Origin of the sequence: Pseudomonas sp. PIC25, from assembly GCF_002286785.1 — a bacterium.
Taxonomy (GTDB): domain Bacteria; phylum Pseudomonadota; class Gammaproteobacteria; order Pseudomonadales; family Pseudomonadaceae; genus Pseudomonas_M.
The window spans coordinates 1-18,144 of sequence record NZ_MUJY01000180.1 but is presented as its reverse complement, the minus strand read 5'-3'; the positions used below and the strand labels follow the sequence as shown (position 1 = coordinate 18,144).

Sequence of the window (18,144 nt, the reverse complement as noted above, 5' to 3'; positions counted from 1 at the left end):
GCGTGATACGGACGGCCAGCCTTCTTTGAGGGCTGGCCGTGCCCCCTTCTAGGGGGCCAAAAGCAAGTCCACGTTCTACGAACGTGGATGTTTACTCGCCTACCGCCCGGAGCGACCAGCCGGGCGGCTTGACGCCCGTTCCGCCCTGCCGCAGTCTCCCCGCCATTCCGTCGCATCCGCAGGACGCCCATGCCGCACATCCTCATTGTCGAAGACGAAGCCGCCATCGCCGACACCCTGGTCTACGCCCTCCAGGCCGAGGGCTTTCGCACCACCTGGCTGAGCCTCGCCGGCGAGGCGCTGGCCTTCCAGGAGGCAACGCCGGCGGACCTGCTGATCCTCGACGTCGGCCTGCCCGATATCAGTGGTTTCGAAGCCTGCAAGCGGCTGCGGCGGTTCTCGGACGTGCCGGTGATCTTCCTCACCGCTCGCGACGGTGAGATCGACCGCGTGGTGGGGCTGGAGATCGGTGCCGACGATTACGTGGTGAAGCCGTTCAGCCCGCGCGAGGTGGCGGCCAGGGTCAAGGCCATCCTCAAGCGGGTCGCGCCTCGGGCGGAGCCGGCTGTGCCGGGCGGCCCGTTCCAGGTCGACGAGGCGCGTTTCCTGATCCACTATCATGGCCAGCCGCTCGGTCTGACCCGTCATGAGTTCCGCCTGTTGCAGGCGCTGCTCGGCCAGCCGCAACGGGTGTTCAGCCGCGAGCAGTTGCTCGACGCCGTGGGCGTACCCGCCGACGCCGGCTACGAGCGCAACATCGACAGCCACATCAAAAGCCTGCGCGCCAAGCTGCGCCAAGTCGCCGCCGGGGCCGAGCCGATCCAGACCCACCGCGGCCTCGGTTACAGCTACGATCCGGAGCGCGCCTGATGCCGCTCGGCATTCGCATCTTCCTCGCCTATTTCCTCTTCGTCGGCTTGGCCGGCTGGTTCGTTCTCGATACGGTGATGGACGAGATCCGTCCCGGCATGCGCCAGTCCACCGAAGAGACCCTGGTGGACACCGCCAACCTGCTGGCCGAGCTGCTGCGTGAGGACCTGAAGAACGGCACCCTCGCCGAGAGCCGCCTGCCCGAATTGCTGCGCGCCTATGGCCTGCGCGAGCCCCGGGCGACCATCTGGGGCGTGCAGAAGACCGCCGTTAACCACCGCATCTATGTCACCGATGCCGCCGGTATCGTCCTGCTGGACTCCAGCGGTGCCGCCGTGGGCCAGGACTATTCGCGCTGGAACGACGTCTACCTGACACTCAAGGGTGTCTACGGCGCCCGCTCGACCCGCGAGGACCCGAACGATCCGGACTCCTCGGTGATGTACGTGGCGGCGCCGATCAAGGATGGTGAGCGAATCATCGGCGTGGTCTCGGTGGCCAAGCCGAACCGCACCCTGCAACCCTACGTCGAACGCTCGCAGCAGCGGCTGGCCTGGCTCGGCGGCGGCCTGATCGGCCTCGGCCTGCTGGTCGGCGGACTGTTGTCGTGGTGGCTCAGCGGATCGCTGCGCCGTCTGACGCGCTATGCCCAGGCGGTCAGCGAAGGACAACGTGCGGTACTGCCGACGGTGAGCGGCGGCGAGCTGGGCCAACTGGCTGACGCCGTGGAGCGCATGCGTACCCAGCTCGAAGGCAAGGCCTACGTGGAGCGCTATGTGCACACCTTGACCCACGAACTGAAAAGCCCGCTGGCGGCGATCCGCGGCGCTGCCGAATTGCTCGAGGGCGAGATGCCGGCGGAGCAGCGGCAGCGCTTCGTCGCCAATATCGCCGGCGAGAGCGAGCGCCTGCAGCAACTGATCGAACGCCTGCTCAACCTGGCACAGGTGGAGCAACGCCAGGGACTGGAGGAGCGCGTCGCGGTGCCGCTGCGCGAGCTGGCCGGCGACCTGCTGCAAGCCCAGGCCGCGCGTATCCAGGCCGGCGGATTCCAGGCGGAAAACGCCATTCCGACCGGTTTGATCGTGCGTGGCGAACGCTTCCTGCTGCGCCAAGCCCTGGCCAACCTGCTGGATAACGCCCTGGACTTCACTCTGGCTGGCGGGCGCATTCGTTTCAGCGCCGAACGCCAAGGGGAATGGGTGACGCTGCGCCTGTTCAACCAAGGCGCCCCGATCCCCGACTACGCCCTGCCGCGCTTGACCGAACGCTTCTACTCCCTCCCGCGCCCGGCCAGCGGCCGCAAGAGCACGGGGCTGGGGCTGAACTTCGTGCAGGAAGTGGCGGAGTTGCATGGGGGGACGCTGGATGTGCTCAATGTGGAAGATGGAGTCGCTGCCTGTGTCCGGCTACCGTTGGCGGAAAAGATCTCCTCGCTGTAGATGACTGGCCGGCAACACTCTTTTGGAATCCTGATGCCCGACTACGCACCGCCTTATCGTCTCACCCCTCGTATCCTCGATCAGGTTGCCGTTATCTGCGAGCAGCTCGGCCGCTGGGTGGCGGTGTCGGGTGCATCGATGTCACCGCATCTGCGTCGCGACAACCGCATTCGAACGATCCAGGCGTCGCTGGCGATCGAGAACAACACCTTGTCGCTGGAACAGGTCACGGCGGTATTGGATGGTAAGCGCGTGCTGGGGCTGCCTCGTGAGGTGCAGGAGGTGCGCAATGCCTTCGTCGCCTATGAGCAGCTTGGACGTTGGCAACCGGGACGGGCAGACGATCTGCTTGAGGCGCATGGTTTGCTGATGGCTGGGCTGGTAGATGGTCCGGGCCGTTATCGGCCGGATGATGTGGGAATTTTCCGCGAGGGGATGCTGTTGCACATGGCACCGCCCGCCGAGCGGGTACCGCAGTTGATGGCCGACCTGCTCGCCTGGGCGCGGGGAGCCACGATACACCCGCTGATTGCCAGTTGCGTGTCCCATTATGAACTGGAGTTCATCCACCCTTTCAGCGATGGCAACGGGCGTATGGGCCGGCTCTGGCAGACGCTTATCCTGAGTCGCTGGCAGCCGTTGTTGGCTTATTTGCCGGTCGAGACGCTGGTCCATCGGCGCCAGGACGATTACTACGGAGCCTTACGCGAGGCCGACAGGGCGGCTGAGGCGACGCCGTTCATTGAGTTCATGCTGCAGGCACTGCTCGACGCCATGGCGGAAACCATGGTGGAAGGTTCGGAGAAAAGTTCGGAGGAAAGTTCGGAGAAAATCCTCGCGCTCTTGCGGGCCGAGCCCCGGCTTTCGGCCCGTGTCTTGGCCGAGCGCCTTGGTGTGACGTCGCGAGCAGTGGAAAAACAGATCGGCAGGCTGCGCGATCAGAGGCGGTTACGGCGTATCGGCCCGGCGAAAGGGGGGTATTGGCAAGTCGACGATTTTCCCTAGGCTCTGTACGAAAAGTGCCTGCGGGCTTCGCGAGTGCTGGTCGTTGAAAATTGGCCGGGCCGCGTAGGCTGGGGCGCCAGCCCGGTCGGAATGCTCATTTACAACTCGTAAAGTCGAGTGCGACCCCAGTCGCTTCTTCACCGATTTTTGTCGGGGGCGCCGAGCCTAGCCTCGGCGGCCCCACCTGACCTTCGCTCGGCGACTTTCGTACAGACCCTGGTTCACACAGTCTCCATCCACTCTCCACACAATCCGCACGCTCCTTCCATTTCCGTCCGCCAAGCTCTCCGCATTCCCAACAAGGAGAGCCCCATGAACCGAAATCTCTTGATCAAGCTCGGCGCCATTGTCGTGCTGGTCGTTCTCTTGATGATTCCGCTGTTGATGATCGATGGCCTGGTCAGCGAGCGGCAGAGTCTGCGTATCGGCGTGGTCGAGGACATTGCCCGCAGTTCCAGCTTCAGCCAGCAACTCACCGGGCCGATTCTGGTGGTGCCCTATCGCCGCACGGTACGCGAGTGGAAGGTGCATGAGACCACCGGTCAGCGTTATCTGGACGAAAAGGAAATCCGCAGTCGCCTGTACTTCCTACCGGAGCGCTTCGTGCTCGCCGGAGAAATGAAGACCGAGCTGCGCTATCGTGGCATCTATCAAGCGCGGCTGTACCACGGCAACAATCAGATCAGCGGGCGCTTCGAGATTCCGGAGCATTTCGGCATCAGCGAGCACCTGGAGGACTACCGCTTCGAGGCGGCCTTCCTGGCGATGGGCATCAGCGATATCCGTGGCATCAAGAACGACCTCAAGCTGCGCTTGAACGGCCGGCAGTTCAACTTCGAGCCGGGCAGCGGCGACAAGATGCTAGGCAATGGCGTGCATGCGCCGCTGATGCTGGACGGCACCCAGGCGCAGGCGCTGGACTTCGCCTTCGACCTGTACCTGCAGGGCACGTCCCAATTCGATGTGACGCCGGTGGGCCGCGAGACCCAGGTGCGCCTGAGTTCCGACTGGCCGCATCCGAGCTTCGTCGGCAGCTACCTGCCGAGCGAGCGTGAAATCAGCGGGACCGGCTTCAGTGCGCGCTGGCAGACCAGTTTCTTCGCCACCAACCTGGAGGAAGTCCTGCGTGACTGCACTCGCCGCAACGAATGCTACGAACTGGCCAATCGCCGTTTCGGCGTCAGCTTCGTCGACCCGGTGGACCAGTACCTGAAGACTGACCGCGCAATCAAATACGCGCTTCTGTTCATTGCCCTGACCTTCGCCGGCTTCTTCCTCTTCGAGGTACTCAAGCGACTGTCCGTACACCCGGTGCAATACGGCTTGGTCGGCTTGGCCCTGGCGTTCTTTTATCTGCTGCTGCTGTCGCTGTCCGAGCACATCGGTTTCGAACGGGCCTACGCCGTTTCCGCCAGCGCCTGCGTGTTGTTGATCGGCTTCTACGTCAGCAGTGTGCTGCACAGCCTGTTGCGCGGCGGCGCCTTCGCGGCGGCTCTGGCGGCGCTCTACGGGATGCTCTACGGCCTGCTCAGTGCCGAGGACTATGCGTTGCTGATGGGCTCGCTGCTGGTGTTCGGCCTGCTCGCCGCGGTGATGGTGCTGACCCGCAAACTGGACTGGTATGGCTTGGGCAAGAGCCCGTCGACCGCTGCCTGACCCGGATCGGAGGGAATCGAGATGAAACTGATGCTGGAATTCTGTGTGTGCTTCGGCCTCGGCCTGATGGTGGCGGCGTTGATCCTGGTCGGGCTGATGTTCGCCGGGGAGATGGGCTTGATCCAGAACTTCCTGCTCACCGGCAAGCCCCTGGCGCACCTGGCGCTGGAGGTGTTGCCCGGCGAGTTCTGGCTGTGGCTCACCGGCGTCGAGAGCGCCGCGGCCAACCCGTCGGTGCGCTCCTTCCTGTCGCTCTGCGTGGCTCTCGCCCAGGTCGGTCTGCTGCTGGCGCTGCTGATGCAGCGCGGGATGCATCGCTCATGAGCGGGCATGTGGGGTTGCGGGAGGATGCGCGGGTGGGGCATTGGCTGGCGGCGAGGGTCGCGGCGTTGTTTCCGCCACGGGGGGCCTTGAGGGTGTCGCGGTCGGCGGTGGGACTGTCTGCCGAGGGAAAGCCGGGCTTGGAGGGCAACGGGATGGGGAGGGGCCGGCCTTAGATTTGCTCTTGGCTTGCTCTTTGTTCGTACGGGGTTCAGGCCCGGATGATGGGGTGCGCTTTCTTTTGCTTACTTTTCTTTGCGCATTTCAAAGAAAAGTGAGGCGCCGGGAGGCGCAACCAGAGGTAGCAGCAAAACACCGAAATGAGCTTGGCACTGAGTCGTTGAACCAAAGTGGTTCAACTGTGTGGGAGAGGGGTTAGCGATAGCCATGCGGATCACCGGGCTCTAGTCCGACGATCCACATGACATTTCAATGCAGTCAGCGCCTCCGCCCCTCCTGTTCCTGCACGTACACCGCCACCGTCAGACCCGGCACCTCGAAGCGCTCCCCGACGACTCGCGCCTCGCGGCTGACCGGGTCGCTGGAGTTCCGCAACAGGGGATGCAGCCGATACCCCGGCCGAGCCCCCGGCAGGCTGATCGTTTTCGCCGTGGGGTTGAAGATCACCATCACGCCATCGTGGCGTGGATCGAGATCGGCGCCGGCGGAGCGGCGGTCGTCCAGGCTGAAGGCGAGCACGCCGGGAATCTGCTGCGGGCCGGTGTTGTGGAAGCGCAGGCGGCGCTGGATGGCGTCGGCGCTGCCGAGCTGGAACAGCGGGCTGCCGCTGCGGATGCGCAGCAGTTCGAGGAAACGCTGCTTGGCCGCGAGAATGTCCGCTGGGGATGGCTGGGCGTTCGGGTCGGCGATGACCTGGCGGATCAACGGCCAGTTGTCGCCGTCCTTGTCCGCGCGGGGGAGACCCTTGTTCCAACTGTTGTCCTGGTAGCTGAAATCCACGGCGTTGAACCAGTCGCCGGAGTCGTAGCTGTCCCGCTCCAGGGACTTGGAACGGAGGATATCCGAGCCCATGTGGATGAAGGGCACGCCCTGGCTGAACAGCGGCACAGCCAGGGCCAGCAGATGCAGGCGGACCCGCTCGGCCGTGCTCAGGGTGGCCGGCAGCTTGTATTGGTTGTTGTCCCAGAGCGTCTGGTTGTCGTGCTTGGAGACGTAGTTGATGGTCTCCTGCGGGTCGAGGGTATAGCCGGCTGGCTGACCGTTGTAGTCCACCTCGGCGCCGCTGCGCAGGCTGCCGTCGGCGCTTTCGAAACGGTAGTCGCGCAAGCCGCCGGCAATGCCGACGCGGATCAGGTCCAGCGCGTGCAGCAGATCGGCCTGTTCCTGCGGACTGCCGCTGTTCAGCTCGTTGGGCAACATGAAGAGGCCGTTGGCGAAGCCCTGGTTGCGGCGGATGGTGTCATCGCCGTCGAATGGGCTGCCGCCGCGCACGGCGTCGCGCTGGCGGTCGTTGAAGGTGCCGATGCCGGTGCCGGCCATGTTGCGCTGGGTGGCGTTGATGCCTCGGGCGTTATCCGCGACTTCGCCGAAATTCCACCCTTCGCCGTAGAAGTAAATGTCTGGATCGACCTTGCGCACTGCCTTGAGGGCGTTGAGCAGGTTGATGCGCATGTGATGGCCCATGAGATCGAAGCGGAAGCCGCCGATCTTGTAGTGGCGTGCCCAGACCACCAACGAGTCGGTCATCAGCTTCTCCATCATGAAATGCTCGGAAGCGGTGTTTTCGCAGCAGGTGGAGCGCTCCACCGTGCCACTCACCGGGTCGCGCCGGTGGTAATAGCCCGGCACCAGCTTGTCCAGCACCGACTGGTCGGCGAGCCCGGCGGCATGGGTGTGGTTGTAGACCACGTCCATCACCGTACTCAGGCCCATCTCGGCCAGGGCCTGGACCATGCGGCGGAATTCGCGGATACGTTGTACGCCCTCGGCATCGCTGGCGTAGCTGCCCTCCGGCACGCTGTAGTGCAGCGGATCGTAGCCCCAGTTGAAGGCGTCCAGGGCGCGCAGGTCGGCGTACAGCGCCTGGGCATCCGGTCCTGCCGGGTCGAAGCGCCCAAGCACGTCGCGGATACGCTCGCCGCCGCAGTAGCCGGACCATTTCTCCCGGGCACTGGCGGACAGTGCGCAGAGCTTCGCGAACGGATCGTCAAGGTCGACACGTCGGACCGGGTCCTCGTCCACCGTGGCGATATCGAAGGCGGGGAGCAACTGGACATCGGTCAGCCCGGCCCGGCGCAGGTCGCGCAGGTGGCGGACGCCATGGCCCTGCGGCTGGGTGAAGGCCAGGTACTTGCCGCGCAGGTCCGCCGGCAGGCCCGGGTCGCTGGCGCTGAAGTCGCGGATGTGGGTTTCGTAGATCGCCCGGGCCTCGGGCCTTGATGCGCGCGGCGGTCGCAGGCTGTCCCAGCCGGCGGGCTTGAGGTCCGGAGCGTCCAGGTCGACGACCTGGGCGTACTGGCTGTTGCGCGACAGGCTGAGGGCGTAGGGATCGGTGGTCAGGCTGGTCTCCACCCGTCCGGTGCCGGGATGGTAGACGGTCACTTCGTACTGGTAGTACTGGCGATCCAGCAGGCGGGGGCCGCTATAGGTCCAGACCCCGTGACGCTCGCGCATCTCCACCGGAGAGCCCGGCAGGCGCCGCTTGTCGCGGTCGAACAGGTGCAGGCGGATACGCTGCGCAGTCGGCGCCCAGAGGCGGAAGCGAACATCATGCGGGCGCACGGCGGCACCCAGTGGGCCGGTGTAGCGATAGAGCGCATCCAGCACGCCGGGCGTCTGTACCTGGGTGGCGGACACCAGGCGGTTGTCGCGGTCGTAGCCGAGCACCAGCAATTGGCTCTTGAGGGCGGTGCGCAGGGCGCGTGGGTTGGTTTCCAGGCGATAGGCGGGCTGCCCGGCCAGATGCGGGAAGCGGGCCTTGAGCCGGTTGTTCAAGCCGTCTGGCTGAAGGGCGATGGCCTGGCCACCGCTGACGCTGCGTCGTTCGGCGTCGATGCGGATATCCGCCGCCGGGGCGTAGCGCAGTTCGAACCGGGCCGCGTCGCCACCGCCGTGCAGCACCAGGGTGTCGGGTTCCAGCCAGTGGGCGCGGGCGCCGTCGATGACCAGTGTCGGGCCGAGCGGCTCGGCAGAGAGGTGGCGATCGCCGCTGCGGCTGAAGACACGTCGGCCCAACTCATCGAGGCGCCAGACCAAGTCGCCGCCGCCGAGGTCTTTCACGTCGCCCTTGTGCAGGATCAGGTTCAGACAGTGGGCGTCGGCGCTCAACGGGATGCGATACCAGGCACCGTGCTCGGTATCCACGCCCTCCGGGAGCAAGGGTCGGTCCCACGGGGTTTCCTCGCGTGTGCCGTTGCAGGTGGCCGTGTTCCACAGATGCAGGCCCCAGCCGTCGTAGGCGCTGTCGCTACGCTGGTAATACAGCAGCGCCTCGTCGGGACCGGGTTCGAGGGGGTCGGCGGCGGCCAGTCCGGCCAGGCCTGCGAGCAGGAGGGTGAGCAGAGGCTGCGGCAATCCGAATCTGTGCATGGCATCGTCCCGATGTTGTTCTTGTTGTCACCACGGGTCGATGGTGCGCAGGACGAGGGTGGGACACATCCTCTTCGGAAGGCTCGCGGCAGGGCGTAGAGGGGTGGCGTAGTGGCGCTTTGCTGATTGCCGCCGCGCTGGGTCCGGCCCCAGGCGACGGCTCGGTCGGACGATCAGGCCGGTTGGGTCGCCTGCATGGATGGCCGCTGGCTGACTTCGGCGTACCAGGCCGCCAGGCGCGGGTAGCGGTCGCGCCAGCCGAGTTCGGGCTGGCGCAGGTCCAGATAACCGAGGGCGCAGGCGACGCCGATGGCCGCGATGTCGAAGTGGCAGGCCAGCTCGGCGGCGGCGTTCTGTTCGAAATAGGCGAGGGCGCGCTGGATCTTGTCTTTCTGCGCGGCCAGCCAGTCGTCCCAGCGCTTTTCCTCCGGCCGCAGGAAGGTTTCGTAGCGGGTCAGCACGGCGGCATCGAGGATGGCATCGGCCAGCGAGGCCAGGGTCAGTCGCCGCCAGCGCGCCGTGCCGTCGCGCGGGATCAGCGGCTCGCCGACATGCTGGTGGTCGAGGTAATCGAGGATCACCCGGCTGTCGTGCAGCACGCTGCCGTCCTCCAGGCGCAGCGCGGGAATCTTGCCGGCCGGGTTGTCGGCGTTGAGTTCGGCGCTAGGGCTGGTCGGGCTGAGCGCCACTGTGTGCAGGGCCACGCGGTCGAGTTGGCCGGTCTCGTGCAGCAGCACCATCACCTTGCGCACGAAAGGTGAGGCGGGGGAGTGAAACAGGGTCAGGTTTGGGGTGGACATGGAAACTCCTTTTTTCGTCGTTCGGCGGGTCAATAACGGATCACCACCAGTCGGTCGGTACCGGACTCCGCGCCCCAGACCTCACCGACGCGGCCGAGCATCTGCCGTACGTTGGCATTGCCTTGGTCGCTGGGGAAAGCCTGGAAATGTCCGCTCTCCGGGTCGAAACGGAGAATGGCGTTGGCGGAGAAGTCGGTCACCCAGGGGCGGTCCTGTTCGTCGACGTACACCGAGTAGGTGCGCGGACTGTCGCCGGGCAGTTTCCAGCTCTTCCAGCTTCCATCCTCGGGGTCGTAGCGGCTGAGTTGCCCGCTGTTCCATTCGCTGACCCACAGACGGCCCTGGGAATCGCTCCAGATGCGCCGGGCGCCCTGGCTAGCCGTCGGCGGCTGGATAATTTCGGCCTTGGCCGAGACCGGGTCGATATGGGCGATATGGCTGCCGGCCAGCGAGGCGTACCAGACCTCGCCATCCGGTGTCACGGTGATGCCGTAGGGCCCGCGTCCGCCAGGGGCTGCCCAGGCTTCGACGGTCCGCTTCCGTGTGTCGAGGCGGCCATAGAAGCCGTTCTGCCCGGTGAACCAGAGGCGCCCGTCGTTATCGAACGCGGCCGTGTTGAGGTTGGCGTTGGCGGCGTTCTCCGGCAAGGGGAACACCTCGACGCCGAGGCGCTCGGGATCGACCCGGACGATGGCATTCAGCCCACTGTCGGTGACCCAGGCGGCGCCGTCCGGGCCGACGATCACGCCGTGCGGCGCCGAGCCTTGGCCCAGCGGGACCTGCTCGGTTGCGCCGGTCTTCGGGTCCAGACGGCCTAGCGCGCCCTGGCGCTGGGCGGTGTACCAGACACGTCCGTCCGGCGCGGGCGCCACGTCGTGGGGGCCGGCGCCCCTGGGTACGGTGTAGTAGCGAACGTCTTCCGCGCGCAGCGGCAGGGCCAGGGCGCTGCCCAGCAGCAGGGTCAGCAGCAAAGGGATGGAGTGGCGCATGGGGCCTCCTTGTGAATGGAGTCTCATGGGATGAGAGGGAGTGCAATGATTCCGTGTGAGATGCGTTGCGGGATTGTCACTTCGGTTCGTCACACTCTAGGTCAGGTCATCCCGGGTGGCTATGCTCCGGAGATCGATTGCGCCTGTCCATGAGGCAGTTTGCGCAATCCATACCTATGCTCTTGATGTGCCTATTCCGGGGTTTTCAGGCCATCGCGGAAAATTCAGCCGGGGAGCCACTCGACGAAAGTCGCACTGGCGCTTGCCGTTCAGGCTGCTAATTTCAGATGGCCATAACAACAACAAAATCTGGAGGACCTATGTCCGTTTCCAAGCAAGAGGCCGCCAAGGCCTATTGGAAAGAGAACTTGCGGCTGATGTTGACGCTGCTGGTGATCTGGTTCGTGGTTTCGTTCGGCTGCGGGATCCTGTTCGTCGAACAGCTCAACGCCATCAAATTCTTTGGCTTCCCCTTGGGCTTCTGGTTCGCCCAGCAAGGTTCCATCTACGCCTTTGTGGTCATGATCTTCGTCTACGTCTGGAAGATGAATCAGCTCGACCGCAAATACGACGTTCACGAAGACTGAGGCGCGAGCATGGATACCCAAACTCTGATTTACCTCATCGTCGGTGCGACTTTCGCACTCTACATCGGTATCGCCATCTGGACTCGGGCGGGGTCCACCAGCGAGTACTACGTCGCCAGCAAGGGCGTTCATCCTGTGCTGAACGGCATGGCCACCGGCGCCGACTGGATGTCCGCGGCCTCGTTCATCTCGATGGCGGGGATCATCTCCTTCATCGGCCTGGACGGCAGCGTGTACCTGATGGGCTGGACCGGCGGCTACGTGCTCCTGGCCATGTGCCTGGCACCCTACCTGCGCAAGTTCGGCAAGTTCACCGTGCCGGAGTTCATCGGCGAGCGCTACTACTCGCAAACGGCTCGTCTGGTGGCGGTGGTCTGCGTGATCTTCATCTCCTTCACCTACGTGGCCGGGCAGATGCGCGGCGTCGGCATCGTCTTTTCCCGTTACCTGGAAGTGGACATCAACGTCGGCGTGATGATCGGCATGGCCATCGTGTTCTTCTACTCCGTGCTCGGCGGCATGAAGGGCATCACCTACACCCAGGTGGCGCAGTACTGCGTGATGATCTTCGCCTACATGGTGCCGGCGATCTTCATTTCCATGCTGATCACCGGTAACCCGATCCCGCAGCTGGGCTTCGGCAGCGACGTGTCCGGCACCGATACCTCGGTCCTCGACCGTCTGAACGGCCTGGGCGCCGAGCTGGGCTTCACGCCGTACACCAATGGCACCAAGTCCACCATCGACGTGTTCTTCATCACCATGGCCCTGATGGTGGGTACCGCCGGTCTGCCGCACGTGATCGTCCGCTTCTTCACCACCCCGACGGTGAGCGATGCGCGTAAATCCGCCGGCTATGCCCTGCTGTTCATCGCCATCCTCTACACCACCGCGCCGGCCGTGGCGGCCTTCGCCCGTACCAACCTGCTGACTTCCATCCCGAACAAGACCTATACCGAAGCCCCGGCCTGGTTCAAAACCTGGGAAAAGGCCGGTCTGATCGCCTGGATGGACAAGAACAACGACGGCATCATCCAGTACGGCCCGGGCGCTCCGTTCGCCGGTGCCCCGACCTTCACCGCCGAGCGTGGCGAGCAGGGTCAGCGCATGGTGAGCAACGCCGCCACCCCGGCCGCTACCGAACTGTACGTCGACCGCGACATCATGGTTCTGGCCAACCCGGAAATCGCCAACCTGCCGGGCTGGGTGATCGCCCTGATCGCCGCTGGCGGTCTGGCAGCGGCGCTGTCCACCGCGGCGGGCTTGTTGCTGGTGATCTCCACGTCGATCTCGCATGACCTGCTGAAGAGCAACATCATGCCGAAGATCAACGAGAAGCAGGAACTGCTCGCCGCGCGTATCGCCGCCGGCGTGGCGGTGATCGTGGCCGGCCTGTTCGGCATCTACCCGCCGGCCTTCGTGGCCCAGGTGGTGGCCTTCGCCTTCGGCCTGGCGGCGGCGTCGTTCTTCCCGGCCATCGTCATGGGGATCTTCTCCAAGACGATGAACAAGGAAGGCGCAATCGCCGGCATGGTGGTGGGCCTGGCCTTCACCTTCAGCTACATCGTGTACTTCAAGTTCATCAACCCGGCAGCGGACAACGCCGCCAGTTGGTGGCTGGGGGTTTCCCCGGAGGGCATCGGTACCCTGGGGATGATCTTCAACTTCGTGGTCGCGGTGGTGGTCTCCCGCCTGACTTCGGCTCCGCCGGAGCACATCCAGCACCTGGTGGAAGACATCCGTATCCCGCGCGGTGCGGGTGCAGCCGTTGCCCACTAAGCGTTGCCAGTAACAGACGAACGCCCCGGCTTGCCGGGGCGTTCGTTTTTGGGCGGCGCTATTTCTGGATCATTCAGCGACCGGGGATCAGTTCTTCGGTTTCGCAAAAGGCTCAGAGCGAGTAGGCGTTCCGGCGGCGGCGCCAGACGTTCAGGCGGCGGTCGAGGGCGAGCAGGTTGTCCAGCTCCTGGCGGCGGGCGCGGCTGAACAGGATCAAGGCCAGTTCGGCGGTCGCCAGGGCGTCCGCGGCGGCGTTGTGGCGCTGCTGTACCTGCAAGCCGAAGTGCTCGACCCAATCATCCAGGCCGCCCCGACCCACCTTGGCGTGGGGGCAGAGCATCGGCGCGACTTCGGCCAGGTCGAGGAAGGGATGGCGCAGGGTGTAGCCGAGGCTGGATTTCAGCGCACGGGCCAGCATGCGGCGGTCGAACGGGGCGTGGAAGGCCAGCAGCGGGCTGTCGCCGACGAACTCCATGAAATCCAGCAGAGCCTCGGCCGGTTCGGTGCCGGCGGCCAGGGCGCTGGGGGCGATGCCGTGGATCAGCACACTTTCCTTGAGTACCAGTTGGTCGCGCTGCAGGGTGCATTCGAACTGGCTGCCGAGATCGATGCCGCCGTCCTCGATGGCCACCGCGCCGATGGACAGCACTTGGTCGCGGCTGGTGTTGAGGCCGCTGGTTTCCAGGTCGACGACGATCATGCGCTGCTGCCGCAGGGAGACTTCGCTGAGACCCTGGGGCAGGGACAGGCAATCGCGGCGTGCCAGTTGCTCCTGGGTCAGGGCGGGGCCGCGCAGGGTGGTCAGCCAGGTGAATTTGCTCATAGTTGGTATCGCACGGCCAGGCTGCTTTGCAGGCGCTGGGCTTGTCGGAACGACTCGCGCAGGATGCGCCGGTCCAGGTGGTTCAGGGTGTCCGGGTCGAGGCGGTTGGAGTAGGGCTGGCCCTGCCGCGCCTGGTGCTGGTGCTGCTGCATGCGGGTCTGCTGGATGAAGTGGTAGGCCTCTTCGTAGGCGGCGCCGTCCAGGGCCTCGATCTCGCCGATCGCCACCAGTCGGCGCAGGCGTTCGAGGGTGTTGGTCGCCGCCACGCCGTGGGCCAGGGCGAGCAGGCGGGCGCCATCGACGAAGGGCGTGAGGCCCTGCACCTTGAGGTCGAGGGTATCCTTCTCGGCGCCCTTGCGCGCCACCACGAAGTCGCGGAAACGCCCTACCGGCGGGCGCTGGCGCAGGGCGTTCTCCGCCAGCATGTGTTGGAACAGGCTGTTGTCCGCGATCTGTTCGAGCAGCTCGTCGCGCAGCCGGTCGCAGCCGTCTTCCGGTCCCCAGACCGCGCGCAGATCGAAGTAGATGCTCGAACCCAGCAGGTTCTCCGGGGTGGCCTCGCGCACGAAGCGGGCGAAGCGCCGCGACCACTCCATGTAGGACAGACACAGCTCGGGGTTGCCGGCCATGATGTTGCCCTTGCACAGGGTGAAGCCGCAGCGGGCCAGGCGTTGGTTGATCTCCTGCGCCAGCGGCAGCAGTTTGCCGCGAATCGCGGCGGCTTCGGCGGCATCCTTCGCGTCGAAGAGAATGCCGTTGTCCTGGTCGGTGTGCAGGGTCTGCTCGCGGCGGCCTTCGCTGCCGAACACCAGCCAGGTAAAGGGAATTCCTGGATCGCCGAGGTCTTCCAGGGTCAGCTCGATGACCCGGCTGACGGTATGGTCGTTGAGCAGGGTAATGATATGGGTGATCTGGGTGGAGCTGGCGCCGTGGGCGAGCATGCGGTCCACCAGCAGGCGGATGTCGCTGCGCAAGGCGGCCAGCGTCTCGACGCGGCCGGCATGGCGGATGGTGCGGGCCAGGTGGACCAGATCGACCCGTTGCAGGGAGAACAGGTCGCGCTCGGAGACCACGCCGCAGAGCCGTTCATGCTCCACCAGGCAGACATGGGCGATGTGCCGTTCGGTCATGGCGATCGCCGCGTCGAAGGCGCTGGCTTCCGGCGAGAGATGGAAGGGCGACGGGGTCATCACCGTCTGGATCGGCTCATCCAGATCGATACGGCCGTCCGCGACCACCTTGCGCAGGTCGCGCAGGGTGAAGATGCCCAGTGGTCTCTGCTGGGCATCGACGATGACGATACTGCCCACGTGCAGCTCGTGCATCTGCCGCACCGCCTCGCGCAGTGGTGTGTCCGGGGCGCAGCTCACCGGTTGGCGCATGGCCAGCTCGCCGAGGCGGGTGTCGAGGGAGTATTGCGCGCCGAGGGTTTCCACCGCACGCAACTGGACCTGCTGGTTGACCTGATCCAGCAGGCTGCTGACACCGCGCAGGGCGAAGTCGCGGAACGGGTTGGAGAGGGCGAACAGTTTGACGAAGGCCGGCTTGCTCAGCAGCAGGCAGAAGGTGTCCTCGGCCGCCAGGTGCTCGGTGCGGGTGGCGCGTTCGCCAATCAGCGCGGCCAGCGGGAAGCATTCTCCCGCGGCGATCTCGAAGGTGGTCTCGGTGCCGCGCTTGGCGCTGTGCGGGCGTTCGCCGTGTACACGGCCCTGCTTGACGATGTAGAAGTGCTCCACCGGGCCGTCGCTGGGCTTGATGATCGACTCGCCCTCGGCATAGAAGCGCAATTGGCAATGCTCGACCAGATAGGCCAGGTGGCCGGTGTCCATCTGATTGAACGGCGGAAATTTCTGCAGGAATTCCAGGGTGCCCTGGACGTTCTGCAGCACTGCCTGCTTGCCCGCCTGGGCGAAGGCGTCCGCTTTGCTCATGCCGGTATCCTTTCTTATCGTGGGGATATGGTGTGCCGGGCGCAGCGCCGGGCACATTGGACGTAAGTCTAGTGGCTCGGACGCCTATGGCACGGGCTGTACAGGTTCGCCATCGACGTCGACACTGCAAGCAGCGCCGGGCCGCCTGCCGCGCGGCGCACCGGGACAATCACAAGGATTACGCCATGGACCAACCCCTGCTGATCATCGGTTCCTATCTTTCCCCCTACGTACGCAAAGTGCTGCTCATGCTGGAGTTGAAAGGGGTGGCCTACCGGATCGACCCCATCGTGCCCTTCTTCGGCGACGAAACCTTCGCCCGCCTGAGCCCGTTGCGCCAAGTGCCGGTACTGGTGGATGGCGACCTGGTGCTGAACGATTCTTCGGTAATCTGCCAATACCTGGAAGAGCGCTACCCCCAGCCAGCGCTGTATCCCGCCGACATCGCCGACCGCGCTCGTGCGCGCTGGCTGGAGGAATACGCCGACAGCCGCATGGGCCAAGTGATCATCTGGCAACTGTTCAACCAGAAGATGATCGGCCCGGCGGTCTGGGGCCGCGAACCGGACTTGGCGGTGATCGAGAAAACCTGCAACCAGGACCTGCCGGCCATCCTCGACTACCTCGAGGGGTGGCTGCCCGCAAGCGGCTGGTTGTTCGGCGAACTGTCCATCGCCGACCTCAGCGTCGCGGCCTTCCTGCGCAACGCCCAATTCTCCCGCTACGAAATCGACGCCGAACGCTGGCCAAAACTGGCGACCTTCTACCGGAACGCGCTGGGGCTGGATGCCTTCCAGCGCCTGGCCCGCTTCGAGATGGCCTGCGCGAAAACCCCCATCGCCCAGCAGCGCGCGGCGCTCCAAGAGGCCGGCGCACCGCTCAGCGAGCACACGCATTTCCGCGAGCGTCCGGTGCGGGGGCCGATGAGTCGGTAGGGTTTGTGTCGTCGAGTGCTGGGATATCGGGATGAGCTGACTGGGCGGGCACGCCAATTGCGTTATGTCGGAGTTATTACCAACAGAGAATCGGCAAGCAATCGACCATGACTCGTGTAAGAGATTTGCTAGTGAGTTGATTTTCGTGACGGACTAGCGATTTTGGAGTCGCTTGTTTTGAGTAATTTGAAAAGTATTCAGCCTGCGTCTCTCTTGTGTTGCTGCGGATGTTATCCGTAGTGTCTGCTAATTAATGATTTATCTATGGAGGGTTGTTTGTGAGGTATCCAGGGAATTGGGTTGTTTTTAAGTTTCTAATATTTGTTTTTGGGTTTATTTTGACGTCTCCGCTCTGGGCGGGTGAGTGGATTTTTCCTTCTGGTTTTGAATCTAATAGATACACTGGATTTTATACAGTAAAAGATGCCTGTATGAAGGAGGTGTATCTTTCTGGGTATCCAAATGCTAACTATAGAGGTCATGGTGAGTATGTAAAAGATAAGGGCTGGTATGCTTGTTATTGTTACAGTAATCCTAACGATGACTGTGGTCATGTATGGCCAGCCTGTCCGGAAAATACTACTTACGATCCTGAGTATTCAATGTGTCAGAGTGGTATAGATATAGGTGGCTCTCTCGGTGTTCAAGATCCTGCCTTCAGCAAGAACTCTCCACCTATGTGTGCCGCCAACCCGATAAATGTCTCTATAGGGAATAAGGTGCAGGCGGAGATCGATCTCTCGCCGGGCGGTGGTCCATTAATAGAGTTTGGACGGTTCTATAATAGCTATACCGGAAAATGGCTTCATAGTTTTTCGGATCATCTTGTAATTGGTCAAGATGAAGTCTTTTTCATCAATAGTTCTGGCCGGCGGTCGCGGTTCACAGTGTCTGGGGTGGAAGTCAATCCAGAAGAAAAGGAGATGGGAAGGTTAGATCATAATGGCAGTGTCTGGATTTACAGCTCTTCGTCGAATGATATTTTGACCTTCGATGAAGGTGGAAGGCTAATTAAGGTTAAAGAAAATGGACGGCCTCCTTTGGAGATTTCTTATTCCTCTGAAGGGGTTGTTGTTAAAGATGTGTATGGCAATGCTGTGGCGTTTTCTGAGGATGTCGATCACCAACCTACTTCGCTTTCCTCCGGTGGGTTGGATATTAGTTATTCATATAATGGGGCTGGGCAGTTGGCTCTAGTTGAAAAACGCTATTCAGATAGAACCGAAGTGCGCCGTTACCACTATACAAATCCAAACCCCAAACTCCTCACCGGCATCACCGACGAACGCGGCATCCGCTACGCCACCTGGACCTACGACGACCAGGGCCGCGCCATCTCCAGCGAACACGCCAACGGGGCCGAAAAGGTCACCCTGAGCTACAACGCCGACGGCTCCACCACCGTCACCAACGCACTGGGCAAGCAGACCGTCTACCGCTTCCAGACCATCCAGGGC

Annotated in this window: 13 protein-coding genes and 2 pseudogenes; 10 read left to right on the top strand and 5 right to left on the bottom strand. The window is 63.8% G+C overall.

The window, feature by feature from the left end; genetic code table 11:
• Positions 1 to 189 precede the first annotated feature (189 nt).
• From creB to BZL41_RS23765, 5 genes are all read left to right on the top strand, one after another.
• The gene (creB, locus tag BZL41_RS23785) at positions 190 to 870 is read left to right on the top strand and encodes a two-component system response regulator CreB (protein WP_095601548.1); all 681 of its coding nucleotides are present in this window, start codon (positions 190 to 192) and stop codon (positions 868 to 870) included.
• Complete coding sequence (gene creC / locus BZL41_RS23780) at positions 870 to 2,312, top strand: two-component system sensor histidine kinase CreC (RefSeq protein WP_095601547.1); 1,443 nt, start codon at positions 870 to 872, stop codon at positions 2,310 to 2,312. The genes creB and creC overlap by 1 nt, the downstream gene beginning before the upstream one ends.
• Before the next feature lie 33 nt (positions 2,313 to 2,345).
• Positions 2,346 to 3,317 (top strand): Fic family protein, encoded by a 972-nt coding sequence (locus BZL41_RS23775; protein WP_095601546.1) that lies wholly within the window; start codon positions 2,346 to 2,348, stop codon positions 3,315 to 3,317.
• A 312-nt stretch (positions 3,318 to 3,629) separates the two neighbouring features.
• Complete coding sequence (gene creD / locus BZL41_RS23770) at positions 3,630 to 4,973, top strand: cell envelope integrity protein CreD (RefSeq protein ID WP_095601545.1); 1,344 nt, start codon at positions 3,630 to 3,632, stop codon at positions 4,971 to 4,973.
• A gap of 21 nt (positions 4,974 to 4,994) precedes the next feature.
• On the top strand, positions 4,995 to 5,297 hold the full coding sequence (locus BZL41_RS23765; RefSeq protein ID WP_095601544.1) for a hypothetical protein: 303 nt from the start codon (positions 4,995 to 4,997) through the stop codon (positions 5,295 to 5,297).
• Between the two features lie 435 nt (positions 5,298 to 5,732).
• Here the strand turns inward: BZL41_RS23765 and pulA are convergent, their stop codons facing one another.
• From pulA to BZL41_RS23750, 3 genes are all read right to left on the bottom strand, one after another.
• Positions 5,733 to 8,843: a pullulanase-type alpha-1,6-glucosidase gene (gene pulA, locus BZL41_RS23760; RefSeq protein ID WP_095601543.1), complete on the bottom strand. Its 3,111-nt coding sequence runs from the start codon at positions 8,841 to 8,843 to the stop codon at positions 5,733 to 5,735.
• 173 nt (positions 8,844 to 9,016) lie between these two features.
• Positions 9,017 to 9,643, bottom strand: a complete 627-nt coding sequence (locus tag BZL41_RS23755; RefSeq protein WP_095601542.1) for a glutathione S-transferase — start codon at positions 9,641 to 9,643, stop codon at positions 9,017 to 9,019.
• 29 nt (positions 9,644 to 9,672) lie between these two features.
• The gene (locus BZL41_RS23750; protein ID WP_095601541.1) at positions 9,673 to 10,632 is read right to left on the bottom strand and encodes a lyase; all 960 of its coding nucleotides are present in this window, start codon (positions 10,630 to 10,632) and stop codon (positions 9,673 to 9,675) included.
• A gap of 320 nt (positions 10,633 to 10,952) precedes the next feature.
• Here BZL41_RS23750 and BZL41_RS23745 point away from each other — a divergent pair, with 320 nt between their 5' ends.
• Positions 10,953 to 11,219 carry a DUF4212 domain-containing protein gene (locus BZL41_RS23745; RefSeq protein WP_084336049.1) on the top strand — a complete coding sequence of 89 codons (267 nt, stop codon included), beginning with the start codon at positions 10,953 to 10,955 and terminating at the stop codon, positions 11,217 to 11,219.
• 9 nt (positions 11,220 to 11,228) lie between these two features.
• Positions 11,229 to 12,998, top strand: coding sequence for a sodium:solute symporter family protein (locus BZL41_RS23740; RefSeq protein WP_095601540.1), 1,770 nt, complete (start codon positions 11,229 to 11,231; stop codon positions 12,996 to 12,998).
• A gap of 112 nt (positions 12,999 to 13,110) precedes the next feature.
• Here BZL41_RS23740 and BZL41_RS23735 read toward each other — a convergent pair whose 3' ends face one another.
• Together BZL41_RS23735 and BZL41_RS23730 are read right to left on the bottom strand one after the other, a co-directional pair.
• Positions 13,111 to 13,821, bottom strand: coding sequence for a PolC-type DNA polymerase III (locus BZL41_RS23735; RefSeq protein WP_095601539.1), 711 nt, complete (start codon positions 13,819 to 13,821; stop codon positions 13,111 to 13,113).
• On the bottom strand, positions 13,818 to 15,752 hold the full coding sequence (locus tag BZL41_RS23730; protein WP_095601538.1) for a putative nucleotidyltransferase substrate binding domain-containing protein: 1,935 nt from the start codon (positions 15,750 to 15,752) through the stop codon (positions 13,818 to 13,820). Before BZL41_RS23730 ends, BZL41_RS23735 begins: the two co-directional genes overlap by 4 nt.
• Positions 15,753 to 15,937: 185 nt before the next feature.
• Between BZL41_RS23730 and BZL41_RS23725 the strand changes: the two genes are divergently transcribed.
• The 3 genes and pseudogenes from BZL41_RS23725 to BZL41_RS29555 all read left to right on the top strand — a co-directional run.
• Positions 15,938 to 16,687, top strand: coding sequence for a glutathione S-transferase family protein (locus tag BZL41_RS23725; RefSeq protein ID WP_095601537.1), 750 nt, complete (start codon positions 15,938 to 15,940; stop codon positions 16,685 to 16,687).
• 431 nt (positions 16,688 to 17,118) lie between these two features.
• Positions 17,119 to 17,559 (top strand): annotated as a pseudogene (locus tag BZL41_RS29560) (DUF6531 domain-containing protein); the annotation flags it as partial.
• Positions 17,560 to 17,949: 390 nt separating this feature from the next.
• A pseudogene (locus BZL41_RS29555) lies at positions 17,950 to 18,144 on the top strand (RHS repeat protein); the annotation flags it as partial.